This window comes from Salmonella bongori NCTC 12419 (assembly GCF_000252995.1).
GTDB classification, from domain to species: Bacteria; Pseudomonadota; Gammaproteobacteria; order Enterobacterales; family Enterobacteriaceae; genus Salmonella; species Salmonella bongori.
This window is the reverse complement of record NC_015761.1, coordinates 4,161,222-4,174,348: the sequence shown is the minus strand read 5'-3', so window position 1 is coordinate 4,174,348 and position 13,127 is coordinate 4,161,222. Positions and strand designations below refer to the sequence as shown.

The window sequence follows — 13,127 nt, the reverse complement described above, 5'->3', positions numbered from 1 at the left end:
GATAATAGCCCTACGATTCGTCAGTTCAGGCCCACTATGAAACACTCCCCGCCATGCCGGGCGTTCCGCAAACGCCCCATGAAACTCGGCACGACCGTCATCCTGATGGTCAGCGCCGTCTTGTTCTCGGTGCTCGTCGTGGTCCATCTGATCTATTTTTCACAAATCAGCAGCATGACGCGTGATGCTCTGGCGGATAAAGCGCTGGCGGTGGCCCGCTCGCTGGCGGACTCTCCGACAGTTCGCCAGGGACTGAAAAAAGCGCCCGCGGAAAGCGGCATTCAGACGCTCGCCGAAACGGTGAGTCACCATAACGGCTTTTTGTTTATTGTGGTGACCAATATGCAGGGTATCCGTTATTCGCATCCAGAAGCGCAGCGAATCGGTCAACCATTCAAAGGCGACGATATACTGCTCGCGTTACAGGGAAAAGAGAATGTTGCCATTAATCGCGGTTTTCTCGCCAGGGCGTTGCGTGTTTTCACGCCGGTTTATGATGAACGCCACCGGCAGATAGGCGTTGTGGCGATTGGCCTGGAACTCAAACACGTTACGCAGCAGATCAACAATAGCCGCGGTAGCATTATCTGGTCTATTTTGTTCGGCGCGCTGGTTGGTTTACTAGGAACGTATGTGCTGGTCAAGGTATTAAAACGTATCTTGTTTGGGCTGGAGCCCTATGAGATATCAACCCTTTTTGAACAGCGTCAGGCAATGCTGCAGTCAATCAAAGAAGGGGTTATCGCCGTCGATGATAGCGGCGAGGTGACGTTGATTAACCCTGCTGCGCAGGATCTGCTCGATTATCGAAAAACGCAGGATGACGCCAAATTATCCACGCTGAGTCATGCCTGGTCGCAGGTGGTAGACATTAACGACGTGTTGCACGACGGTACGCCGCGTCGCGATGAAGAAATTATCGTCAAAGGCCGTCTGCTGCTCGTTAACACCGTTCCGATACGTAGTAACGGTAAAATTATTGGTGCAATATCAACCTTCAGAGATAAAACAGAAGTTCGCCAACTGATGCAACGGCTGGACGGAATGGTGAACTACGCGGACGCGCTCCGTGAACGATCCCACGAATTCATGAACAAATTACATGTGATTCTGGGATTATTGCATCTGAAGCGTTATAAGCAGCTTGAAGCATATATTATCAAGACGGCTAATAACTATCAGGAAGAGATTGGTGTACTGCTGGGTAAAATCAAGTCACTGATCATCGCTGGCTTTTTGCTCAGCAAAATCAATCGCGCTTCTGATTCAGGGCACAGCCTGGTGATAAGCAGCGACAGCCAGTTACCGGATAATCACAATGAAGATCAGGTCACAGCGCTGATTACGGCACTGGGTAATTTGATTGAAAATGCGCTGGAAGCGCTGGGTCAGGAGCCCGGCGGAGAAATCAGTGTTTCGTTACACTACCGTCATGGCTGGCTACATTGCGAAGTCAGCGACGATGGCCCCGGTATTGAGCCTGAAAACATCGACGTGATATTTGGAAAAGGCGTTTCGTCAAAAGGCGCCGATCGTGGCGTCGGCTTAGCGCTGGTTAAACAGCAAATTGAAGCACTTGGCGGCGTGATTTCTGTGGAATCCGAACCCGGGATCTTCACACAATTTTTTGTACAGTTACCCTGGGACGGGGAAAGGACCAGCCTATGATCAATGTATTAATTGTCGATGACGATGCGATGGTGGCGGAGTTAAATCGCCGTTACGTCGCGCAAATTTCCGGTTTTCATTGTTGTGGTACCGCTTCGACGCTGGAAAAAGCGAAAGAGTTTATCTTCAACAGTGAAAATCACATTGACCTGATCCTGCTGGATATCTATATGCAACAGGAAAATGGACTGGATCTGCTGCCTGTCCTGCACAGCGCAGGCTGCAAAAGCGACGTTATTGTGATTTCGTCTGCCGCAGACGCCGCCACCATTAAAAACTCGCTGCACTATGGCGTGGTGGATTATCTGATCAAGCCTTTCCAGGCCACGCGCTTTGAAGAAGCGCTGACCGGCTGGCTACGTAAGAAAACGGCGATGGAAGAGCGCCAGTATTATGAACAGTCTGAGCTTGATCTCCTCATTCACGGCCATGCCTCCAGCGAGCAGGAACCTCGCCGGCTGCCGAAAGGGCTGACGCAACAAACGCTACGCACATTGTGTCAGTGGATCGATGCGCATCAAGAGCAGGAATTTTCCACTGACGAGTTGGCTAGCGAAGTGAATATCTCACGGGTTTCCTGTCGTAAATATCTTATCTGGCTGGTGAACTGTCATATCTTGTTTACCAGCATTCATTACGGCGTAACCGGCAGACCGGTCTACCGCTACCGCGTTCAGCCGGAACATTACTCTTTACTTAAGCAATATTGCCAGTAAGGTGATAACATGAATCCGACACGAAGCGTTATATATTGGTAACAATTATTACAATAATAAAACGCTATCACATTAATAACAAATCTGGAAAATTGTGCCAGATCAAATATACTCAACGCAGGCATATTAACGTTATTTTTTGTTATTGCAGCGTCATGCGCTGTTTTTAATTTCAAAACGATAACAAAACTTAATTAAGTATTATCCCCGGCAGAGAGTGTGTATTTTTATTAAAAAAGGGATTGAACCGAAATTATCCTGATACTTAAATAAAATTAAGTTTGTAGCCATGGAGCTCGTGCTACGCCTATGGACAATACGTATATTTGTGAGCAGGAAATCGTCTCCAGACGTCATACAAATTATTTAAAAAAATGGCGTGATAATGGTCACATAAATCACATTCTGTTTGATTTATCCCATAATTCATATGATGGAACGACACAAAGCAAACAAAAAACAGGATTATTTTTCAAAAAGATAAATCACAACTTCCTGCTCTCACTCGTTCCACCTGCCCATCGCCAGAGGATGACATCCTCTGAACATCGCTATTGCAAGAAAATAATTACTTAAAGCAACTTTATAAAACGTTTGATCGTTAATTGTCGCCACTGGCGCGTTGAATATTCACCATTTTCTGATGTTCATTCATACAAATCAGAAGATGGCTGTGATCCATTTATCAAAATTGACTGGGTTTATTGCGAGGGTAAATAAAAATGTTATTTAGTATACAGCTTCTCATAATATTAATATGTCTGTTTTATGGTGCCCGAAAGGGCGGGATCGCGCTCGGGTTATTAGGCGGGATCGGTCTGGTCATTCTGGTGTTTGTGTTCCATCTCCAGCCAGGTAAACCCCCCGTTGACGTCATGCTGGTCATTATCGCGGTGGTGGCTGCATCGGCAACGTTACAGGCTTCAGGCGGTCTGGATGTGATGTTGCAGATTGCCGAAAAACTGCTGCGCCGCAATCCAAAATATGTCTCTATCGTGGCACCCTTCGTCACCTGTACTCTGACGATTCTGTGCGGTACAGGCCACGTGGTCTACACCATTCTGCCGATCATCTACGACGTAGCGATCAAGAACAATATCCGTCCGGAGCGTCCAATGGCGGCCAGTTCCATCGGCGCACAAATGGGCATCATCGCCAGTCCGGTTTCTGTCGCCGTTGTCTCGCTGGTGGCGATGCTGGGCAACGTGACGTTCGACGGCAGACACCTCGAATTCCTCGATCTGCTTTCTATCACCATCCCGTCTACTCTTCTCGGCATCCTGGCCATTGGTATTTTTAGCTGGTTCCGTGGTAAAGATCTGGATAAAGACGAAGCGTTTCAAAAATTTATCTCTGTGCCGGAAAACCGTCAGTACGTGTACGGCGATACCGCGACGCTGCTGGATAAAAAATTGCCGAAAAGCAACTGGCTGGCGATGTGGATCTTTCTGGCGGCTATCGCCGTGGTGGCTATCCTGGGGGCAGACGCTACTCTGCGTCCCTCTTTCGGCGGCAAACCGCTGTCGATGGTACTGGTCATTCAGATGTTTATGCTGCTGACCGGGGCGCTCATCATTATTTTGACCAAAACCAATCCTGCGTCTATCTCAAAAAACGAAGTCTTTCGTTCCGGTATGATTGCGATTGTCGCGGTATACGGGATTGCCTGGATGGCGGAAACCATGTTCGGCGCGCATATGTCAGAAATCCAGGGCGTGCTGGGAGAAATGGTCAAAGAGTATCCGTGGGCTTACGCCATCGTTCTGCTATTAGTTTCCAAGTTTGTGAACTCCCAGGCAGCGGCACTGGCGGCGATTGTTCCCGTCGCGCTGGCTATCGGCGTCGATCCAGCTTATATCGTGGCTTCTGCGCCGGCATGTTATGGCTACTACATCCTGCCGACCTATCCAAGCGATCTGGCGGCAATTCAGTTTGATCGTTCCGGCACGACCCATATTGGCCGTTTCGTCATTAACCACAGCTTCATTCTGCCGGGTTTAATTGGCGTAAGCGTTTCCTGCGTCTTTGGCTGGATCTTTGCCGCTATGTACGGATTTCTGTAATGGCAGCGCGCGCCGTCCGGTTATGCGCGGCGCGCGACTTAGAGCCTGGTCCATAAGGCTCTTAATACATTTTCTTACTATTAGGCTGAAAGCATATGTCGAAAAAAGAGTTCATTTATCAGGCACCTTTCCCGATGGGAGAGGACAAAACAGAGTACTACCTGCTCACCTCCGATTATGTCAGCGTCAGCGAATTTAACGGAGAATCTATTCTCAATGTTGAACCACAGGCGCTAACGCTACTGGCCCAGCAAGCCTTCCACGATGCCTCGTTCATGCTCCGTCCCGAACACCAGCAGCAAGTCGCCTCTATTCTTCATGATCCCGAAGCCAGCGAAAACGATAAATACGTGGCGCTGCAATTTTTAAGAAACTCCGATATCGCCGCCAAAGGGGTTCTGCCGACCTGCCAGGATACCGGCACAGCGATTATTATGGGTAAAAAAGGCCAGCGCGTCTGGACAGGCGGCGGTGATGAGGCCGCGCTCTCTAAAGGTGTGTTTAATACTTATACCGAAGATAACCTGCGCTATTCGCAGAACGCGCCGCTGGATATGTACAAAGAGGTCAATACTGGCAGCAACCTGCCTGCGCAAATTGATCTGTATGCCGTCGACGGCGACGAGTATACGTTTCTCTGCGTGGCAAAAGGCGGCGGTTCGGCGAACAAAACGTATCTCTATCAGGAGACCAAAGCGCTGCTCACGCCAGATAAACTGAAAAATTTCCTCGTTGAGAAAATGCGCACGCTGGGCACCGCAGCCTGCCCGCCATACCATATCGCGTTTGTGATTGGCGGCACGTCTGCGGAAAGCACGCTGAAAACCGTAAAACTCGCCAGTACCCACTATTACGACACGCTACCGACTGAAGGCAACGAGCACGGCCAGGCATTCCGCGATCGTCAACTGGAACAGGAATTACTGATCGAAGCGCAAAAACTTGGCCTCGGCGCCCAGTTCGGCGGGAAATATTTCGCCCACGATATTCGTGTGATTCGCCTGCCGCGCCACGGCGCTTCCTGTCCGGTAGGGATGGGAGTCTCCTGCTCGGCAGACCGTAATATTAAAGCGAAAATCAACCGCGAAGGCATCTGGATCGAAAAACTGGAACACAACCCGGGCCAGTATATTCCGCCAGCGCTGCGCCAGGCGGGCGAAGGCGACGCGGTAAAAGTTGATCTTAACCGCCCGATGCAAGAGATCCTCGCGCAGCTTTCTCAGTATCCGGTATCTACTCGTCTGTCGCTGACCGGCACCATCATCGTGGGTCGTGATATTGCGCATGCGAAGCTGAAAGAACGCATTGAGTCCGGCGAAGGCTTGCCGCAGTACATCAAGGATCATCCGATCTATTACGCCGGCCCGGCAAAAACGCCAGCGGGCTATCCGTCGGGTTCTTTAGGCCCCACCACCGCAGGCCGTATGGACTCCTATGTCGATCTGCTGCAATCCCACGGTGGCAGTATGATCATGCTGGCGAAAGGCAACCGTAGCCAACAAGTCACGGACGCCTGTAAAAAACACGGCGGTTTCTATCTCGGCAGTATCGGCGGCCCGGCGGCGGTACTGGCGCAGCAGAGCATTAAACATCTGGAGTGCGTCGAGTATCCGGAGCTCGGTATGGAAGCGATCTGGAAAATTGAAGTAGAAGATTTCCCGGCCTTTATCCTGGTGGATGACAAAGGCAACGATTTCTTCCAGCAGATCGTCAGCAAGCAGTGCGCTAACTGCGCGAAATGACGCTATCACCGTGGGACTGACAGCAAACTTTTGCCATCGGTCCCACGGTTTTCTGGTCTGCACTATCGGTTCATTACCGGATAGCGTAACGCGCATCCGGACGATATGGGAAAGTCAGAAAGCGCCATACTCACGCCTTCACATCGCCAGTCGCTACCACAGAAAGCGACGGAATATCCGTCGGCTCGTCGCATGGCGGCGCTGGCCGATACTTGTCCAGCAGGTGGATATGAATCTTACGCAGCATATCGCCGTTCAGACGATAGAAGCGGAAATAAAGCGCCAGCGTGATGACAAAAAATAGCGAGGGCAGCGCAATCATAATAAATTGCATTCCTTGCAACGTCTCCGTGGACTGTGCAACATTTGGCGTATAGCCAATCATCCCCAGAACCACAGCAATAAAGAACGCAGCAAACGCGGAACCGCCTTTTACCACCATGGTCTGCACCGAATAGGCAATACTCTCGCAGCGAACATGCAGTTTGTATTCACCATAGTCCACGGTGTCCGCCACCATAATGACCTGTAACACCCAAAAGAGAGCGGTGCCGATATTCATGAGCACACCAGCAAACACGATCAGCGCGGCATTGTGATACCCCACCAGCGCCATCCCCAGCAGCGCGACACAGCTTAATACCGGCAAAATAGACGCACTTGCCCACAAGATTCGCCGCGACAACCACTTCACCAGACGCGGGAAAAAGACCAGCGTCAACAGGTTAGCCGCCCCCGCGTAGGACATGTAATAGGGAAACAGATCGGCGTCGCCAATCACATAGGTGAAGTAATAAATCGCAAAGCCGTTGATGATGTTAGAGGCTACGTTATACGCCAGCGCCATCCCCAGCAGGCAAGAGAGTTGGTCGTTTTTATAAATCAGCGCGACAATGGCTTTTAAGGTCAGCCGACCGCCGTCGGCGCTTGCCGCGCTGTCAGATGAGTAGACCTCATGCACGTTACGCAGCGTAACGATTGTCGAGGCGATAAAGAATACAATCAGCACCAGCGTGAACATCTGAAAACCAAATCCCCGATCGGCGCCGCCAACGTAGTTGACAAACGGCAACGTCACCCCGGCGGTGACAAACCCGGCCAGGCTGGCGAAGAAACGCGGGAATGGCACCAGTTGCTCGCGTTCGCGCTTGTCCAGCGTAATCGTCGGCACCAGTGACCAGAAAGGAATATCCATAATGGTATAGGTCATTCCCCACAGGATGTAGGTGACGCAAACAAAAACAATCTGCGTCGTCCCTTCGAACAAATGCGCGCTAAAAACCAAAAATAACACCAACGAATTCGCCAGCGTTCCAATTAAAATCCAGGGCTTAAACTTCCCCCACCGCGACCGGGTGGCGTTGACGATCCAGCCCATGATCGGGTCGTTTACCGCATCCCAAATCCGGGCGACCAAAAAGAGCGTACCGATAAGCCCCACCGATAGCCCGACCACATCGGTGTAGTAATACATGAGGTACATGTAAACAATACCGATCGCGAAATCTTTACCAAACGCTCCGAATCCATAACTGAGTTTTGTTGTCATTGATATGCTCATAGGGTACCGGGTCACTGTTGCCAGCGCCCGCCTTCTGTAATGGGAAACGTCAGAGATAAAATGCCGGGGCGTCCCCGGCGTCAGAGAGATTAATGATGTAACCAGGCCGGTAGCCAGTCGCCGTGTGCGGCGATCAGGTCATCCACCAGCGCGTAAATTTCCTCAATGCCCAGTACCGCGGCGGTGTGCGGATCCATCATGGCCGCATGGTAAACGCGGTCACGGTTTTCCGTCAGAATGGCTTCCGTTAGAAGAGCCTGAACGTTGATATTGGTCTGCATCATCGCCGCCAGATGCGACGGGATCGTCCCCACTTTCGTCGGCTGGATACCATTTGCATCGACCAGGCAGGCAACCTCCACGCAGCACCCTTGTGGCAGGTTATCAATAAGACCGTCATTGCGTACGTTGCCATAAATTACGCTCGGTTCGCCGGTCCAGATCGCATTCATGATAGTGCTGGCATATTCCCGCGACGGTTTAATCTCAATACGTTCCGCCGTTTTGTACTCCTCAAGCTCCTTGTGCCAGTTCGCTAACTGCTCAACACAACGTTTGGGATATTCATCCAGCGGGACCTTGTATCGCGCAATCAGGTCTTCACGTCCCGGTTTGATAAACCACGGCGTGTACTCAGCAAAATGCTCGGAAGACTCGGTGACAAAGTAGCCCAGTTTTTTGAACATCTCATAGCGGACAATATTCTGGCAGCGTTCATTGCCGTGAATATTTGGCTTTGGCGCCTGCCCGGCGTTGTATGCCGCCAGCAGTTCCGGATAAAGATCAACGTAGGTCCCGTCAGCCGTTTTGCGCTCCAGTTGCAGGTAAAACGCCATATGGTTAATTCCGGCGCAGCGGTAGCGCAGCGAGATGGGATCGATACTCAGATCGCGCGCCAGTTCTTCTGCCGTTCCCTGTACCGAGTGGCACAGGCCAACCTGTTTGATAAGTGGGTAACGGGCATACATCGCCCAGGTATTCATCGCCATCGGATTGACGTAATTAAGCATGGTAGCCTTCGGGCAGACTTCCGTCATGTCTTCGCAGATCTGCCACAGATGCGGAATAGTACGCAGCGCGCGCATAATGCCACCCGGGCCCAGTGTATCGGCAATCGTCTGCTCCAGACCATGACGTTTACAAACCTCAAAATCGGTCACCGTACAGGGTTCATAGCCGCCAATCTGGAAGGCGACCACCACGAAATCGGCATCCTGTAACGCCGCTTTCTGGTTGGTATGGCAAGTAATCCGGCCAGACGCGCCCGCCGAGTCCATCAGTTTTCGCACCACAATATGCGACTCTTCAAGTCGGGTTTCGTCAATATCCATCAGGGCGATATGCGCCGACTTCAGCGCCGGGCGGTGAAACACATCGCCGAGAATATTTTTGACAAAAATCGTAGAACCTGCGCCAATAAAAGTGATTTTGGGTGCCGTCATCATGACTCTCCAGAACAATAGTGAACCTCTTCATGGTGGCACGCGTCCCCGGTGAAAACCTCCGGCTTCCCCAATAAGCATTCCCAAAAACTCAGATCTTCTGCTGGCGAGCGGAAGATCTGAGTTTTTGGGACAAAACAGCGTAAAAAGTAGAGTATTCGGCCTGAGAGTCAGGCTACGCTCTACAATATCGACGGATTCTGTGCCCGGTTCCTCGTTTTTCCTCGGGCTAAACGAGCATAATTCTGATAATTCAGGAAATGGAGCGATGATGAATAACCAGCCATTCCCCTTTCTCCCGCCCGATCCGCACATGTGCAACGGCGATGAAAAGCAGACCCGTAGCCCGCTGTCGCTTTATTCTGAATATCAACGCCTGGATGTTGAACTCAGGCCGCCGCATAAGATGGCCAGTAGTCACTGGCATGGGCAGGTAGAAGTGAATGTTCCGTTTGACGGCGATGTGGAGTATTTAATCAATAATGAAGTCGTGCAGATAAAGCAGGGACATATCACCCTGTTTTGGGCCTGTACGCCGCACCAGCTTACCCGTCCCGGCAACTGTCGACAGATGGCGATTTTCAGTTTGCCGATGCATCTGTTTCTCTCCTGGCCGCTGGATCGCGAGCTTATCAACCATGTCACTCATGGAATGGTGGTGAAATCGCTGGCCACCCAGCAGCTTAGCACCCTGGAAGTATTACGCTGGCAGCAGGAAACCAACAGTCCGAATGAACAAATTCGCCAATTGGCGATCGATGAAATCGGCCTGATGCTTAAACGCTTTAGTCTTTCCGGCTGGCAGCCTATTTTGCTCAATAAAACCTCGCGCACGCATGAAAACAGCGTCTCGCGCCATGCACAGTTTTACGTCAGCCAGATGCTGGGTTTTATTGCCGATAATTACGATCAGGCGCTGACCATCAATGCCGTCGCGGAGCATGTAAAACTCAATGCCAACTACGCGATGGGGATATTTCAGCGCGTGATGCAGTTGACCATGAAGCAGTACATCACGGCAATGCGCATCAATCATGTACGCGCCTTATTGAGCGATACCGACAAAACGATCCTTGATGTTGCTCTGACCGCCGGGTTCCGATCCAGCAGCCGCTTCTACAGTACATTCAACAAATTCGTCGGTATGTCGCCGCAACAATATCGCAAACTCAGCCAGCAACGGCGTCAGACAATGCCCGGCTGAAGTCTGATATCACTATCAGCCAAAAAAATAATTCACCTGTCGATAAACCATTGGTTAAAACACCCGCCATCAATAATTAACTTATTGTTAATTAACAATTAATATTAATAACCGGCTATTTTTTATCCGCTTTACACCCCCTGTTTGGCGGGGTAATACTTGCCCACGTCATATTCATACGGCGGGTCTGCAACGGGTAAATTGCACGACCTCCACAACCGGGTAAAAGATGATGAAAGTATTAATTGTTGAAAGTGAGTTTCTGCATCAGGACACCTGGGTTGGCAACGCTGTTGAGCGTCTGGCTGATGCTCTGAGCCAACAAAATGTGACCGTCATTAAATCGACATCCTTCGATGACGGTTATGCCATCCTGTCCTCTAACGAAGCCATTGACTGTTTGATGTTCAGCTATCAAATGGAACAGCCGGATGAGCACCTGAGCGTCAGGCAATTGATCGGTAAGCTTCACGAGCGCCAGCAAAATGTGCCCGTTTTCCTGTTAGGTGACAGGGAAAAAGCGACGGCATCGCTGGACCGCGATCTGCTGGAGCTTGTCGATGAATTCGCCTGGATTCTGGAAGACACCGCTGACTTTATCGCCGGGCGCGCCGTCGCCGCGATGACCCGATATCGTGAACAACTGTTACCGCCGCTGTTCAACGCATTGATGAAATACAGCGACATTCATGAATATTCCTGGGCAGCGCCGGGACATCAGGGCGGCGTCGGTTTCACTAAAACACCCGCCGGTCGCTTTTACCACGACTACTATGGCGAAAATCTGTTCCGCAGCGATATGGGGATTGAACGTACTACGCTCGGTTCGCTACTTGACCATACCGGCGCGTTTGGCGAAAGCGAAAAAAATGCCGCTCGCGTATTCGGCGCTGACCGCTCCTGGTCCGTGGTTGTCGGGACATCCGGTTCTAACCGCACCATTATGCAAGCCTGCATGACAGATAATGATGTCGTCGTACTGGATCGTAACTGTCATAAATCTATCGAACAGGGGCTGATCCTTACCGGGGCCAAACCGGTATATATGGTACCCAGCCGTAACCGTTACGGTATTATCGGGCCAATCTATCCGCAGGAAATGCAGCCTGAAACCTTGCAGAAGAAAATCAGCGCAAGTCCGCTGACCAAAGCCAAAGCGGGCCAGAAACCGTCTTACAGCGTCGTGACCAACTGTACCTACGACGGCGTATGTTATAACGCCAAAGAGGCACAGGAGCTACTCGCAGAAACCTGCGATCGTATTCACTTCGACGAAGCCTGGTATGGCTATGCGCGTTTCAATCCGATTTATCACGATCACTACGCAATGCGCGGCGAACCAGGCGACCATAACGGCCCAACCGTTTTTGCCACTCACTCCACTCACAAGCTGCTTAATGCGCTTTCACAAGCCTCTTACATTCACGTACGTGAAGGCCGTGGCGCGGTGAATTTCTCCCGCTTCAATCAGGCGTATATGATGCACGCCACCACCTCTCCGTTATATGCCATCTGCGCCTCTAACGATGTGGCGGTATCCATGATGGACGGCAACAGCGGTCTGTCACTCACTCAAGAGGTGATTGACGAAGCGGTCGATTTCCGTCAGGCGATGGCGCGTCTTTATAAAGAATTTACTGAAGAAGGCGACTGGTTCTTTAAACCGTGGAATAAGGACGTGGTCACCGATCCAGAAACCGGTAAAACGTATGACTTCGCCGACGCGCCGGCAAAACTGCTGGCAACCGACCAGAACTGCTGGGTCATGCGTCCCGGAGAAACCTGGCATGGCTTTAAAGATCTGCCGGATAACTGGAGTATGCTGGACCCGATTAAAGTCAGTATCCTGGCACCAGGCATGGGCGACGACGGTGAGCTGGAAACATCCGGCGTACCTGCTGCGCTGGTTACTGCATGGCTTGGCCGCCACGGTATCGTACCGACCCGCACCACCGACTTCCAGATTATGTTCCTGTTCTCCATGGGGGTAACTCGCGGGAAATGGGGCACGCTGATCAACACTCTGTGTTCCTTCAAACACCATTATGATGCGAATACGCCGCTCGCGCAGGTAATGCCGGAGCTGGTGCAGGATTATCCTGACACCTATGCCAATATGGGTATTCATGATCTGGGCGACAAAATGTTTGCCTGGCTACGTGAAAATAATCCTGGCGCCCATCTCAACGCCGCCTATTCCACCCTGCCGGCTGCGGATATCACTCCGCGCGACGCCTATAACGCGATCGTGAACGACGATATTGAGATGGTGGCGATTGAAAATCTGCCGGGTCGTATTGCGGCAAACTCGGTTATTCCTTACCCGCCAGGAATCCCGATGCTGCTTTCCGGCGAAAACTTCGGTGATGAAAACAGTCCGCAGGTAGGTTATTTACGCTCTCTGCAATCATGGGATCATCACTTCCCTGGCTTTGAACATGAAACTGAGGGTACGGAAATTATTGACGGCGTATATCACGTTATGTGCGTGAAAGCCTAATCACAGATAGTCTTTTTTTTGAGGATGACGTGTATTCCCTGAGTATTGCTGCAAAACAATAATACTGTCATACCTTTTTGCGCGGGCCCCATCCCGCGCTTTTTTTTTATACAAAAATGACAGGTTGCCACTAGCGTACAACTTTTTGTACACCGTAATTCATCGTACAAATATTGTAATATTATTCAGGAAAGTTATTTTAGTGCAGCTTCAATTCATCACACAATTGAG

General features: G+C 50.9%; 8 protein-coding genes. 6 read left to right on the top strand and 2 right to left on the bottom strand.

Going from position 1 to position 13,127, the window contains the following annotated elements:
- Positions 1–36 precede the first annotated feature (36 nt).
- The 4 genes from SBG_RS19615 to fumA all read left to right on the top strand — a co-directional run bounded on the left by SBG_RS19615 (position 37) and on the right by fumA (position 6,189).
- Positions 37–1,668 (top strand): sensor histidine kinase, encoded by a 1,632-nt coding sequence (locus SBG_RS19615; protein ID WP_000682917.1) that lies wholly within the window; start codon positions 37–39, stop codon positions 1,666–1,668.
- Complete coding sequence (dcuR, locus tag SBG_RS19610) at positions 1,665–2,384, top strand: two-component system response regulator DcuR (protein WP_000611309.1); 720 nt, start codon at positions 1,665–1,667, stop codon at positions 2,382–2,384. The genes SBG_RS19615 and dcuR overlap by 4 nt, the downstream gene beginning before the upstream one ends.
- A 722-nt stretch (positions 2,385–3,106) precedes the next feature.
- Positions 3,107–4,447 (top strand): anaerobic C4-dicarboxylate transporter DcuB, encoded by a 1,341-nt coding sequence (gene dcuB / locus SBG_RS19600; RefSeq protein ID WP_000899151.1) that lies wholly within the window; start codon positions 3,107–3,109, stop codon positions 4,445–4,447.
- A 95-nt stretch (positions 4,448–4,542) separates the two neighbouring features.
- Complete coding sequence (fumA, locus tag SBG_RS19595) at positions 4,543–6,189, top strand: class I fumarate hydratase FumA (RefSeq protein WP_000037206.1); 1,647 nt, start codon at positions 4,543–4,545, stop codon at positions 6,187–6,189.
- A gap of 130 nt (positions 6,190–6,319) precedes the next feature.
- Here fumA and melB read toward each other — a convergent pair whose 3' ends face one another.
- Both melB and melA read right to left on the bottom strand, forming a co-directional pair.
- Entirely contained in the window at positions 6,320–7,750 is a 1,431-nt protein-coding gene (gene melB / locus SBG_RS19590; protein ID WP_000028087.1) for a melibiose:sodium transporter MelB, read from the bottom strand.
- 89 nt (positions 7,751–7,839) lie between these two features.
- Entirely contained in the window at positions 7,840–9,195 is a 1,356-nt protein-coding gene (gene melA / locus SBG_RS19585) for an alpha-galactosidase (protein ID WP_024135167.1), read from the bottom strand.
- Positions 9,196–9,463: 268 nt separating this feature from the next.
- Between melA and melR the strand changes: the two genes are divergently transcribed.
- Positions 9,464–10,396 carry a transcriptional regulator MelR gene (gene melR / locus SBG_RS19580; RefSeq protein WP_015703099.1) on the top strand — a complete coding sequence of 311 codons (933 nt, stop codon included), beginning with the start codon at positions 9,464–9,466 and terminating at the stop codon, positions 10,394–10,396.
- A gap of 232 nt (positions 10,397–10,628) precedes the next feature.
- On the top strand, positions 10,629–12,896 hold the full coding sequence (gene adiA / locus SBG_RS19575; RefSeq protein WP_088736685.1) for an arginine decarboxylase: 2,268 nt from the start codon (positions 10,629–10,631) through the stop codon (positions 12,894–12,896).
- Positions 12,897–13,127: the final 231 nt, after the last annotated feature.

Excerpts from the sequence above, each read along its gene's own strand:
- SBG_RS19615 (WP_000682917.1), top strand. The coding sequence starts at position 37 with ATGAAACACTCCCCGCCATGCCGGGCGTTCCGCAAACGCCCCATGAAA.
- dcuR (WP_000611309.1), top strand. The coding sequence starts at position 1,665 with ATGATCAATGTATTAATTGTCGATGACGATGCGATGGTGGCGGAGTTA.
- dcuB (WP_000899151.1), top strand. The coding sequence starts at position 3,107 with ATGTTATTTAGTATACAGCTTCTCATAATATTAATATGTCTGTTTTAT.
- fumA (WP_000037206.1), top strand. The coding sequence starts at position 4,543 with ATGTCGAAAAAAGAGTTCATTTATCAGGCACCTTTCCCGATGGGAGAG.
- melB (WP_000028087.1), bottom strand. The coding sequence starts at position 7,750 with ATGAGCATATCAATGACAACAAAACTCAGTTATGGATTCGGAGCGTTT.
- melA (WP_024135167.1), bottom strand. The coding sequence starts at position 9,195 with ATGATGACGGCACCCAAAATCACTTTTATTGGCGCAGGTTCTACGATT.
- melR (WP_015703099.1), top strand. The coding sequence starts at position 9,464 with ATGAATAACCAGCCATTCCCCTTTCTCCCGCCCGATCCGCACATGTGC.
- adiA (WP_088736685.1), top strand. The coding sequence starts at position 10,629 with ATGAAAGTATTAATTGTTGAAAGTGAGTTTCTGCATCAGGACACCTGG.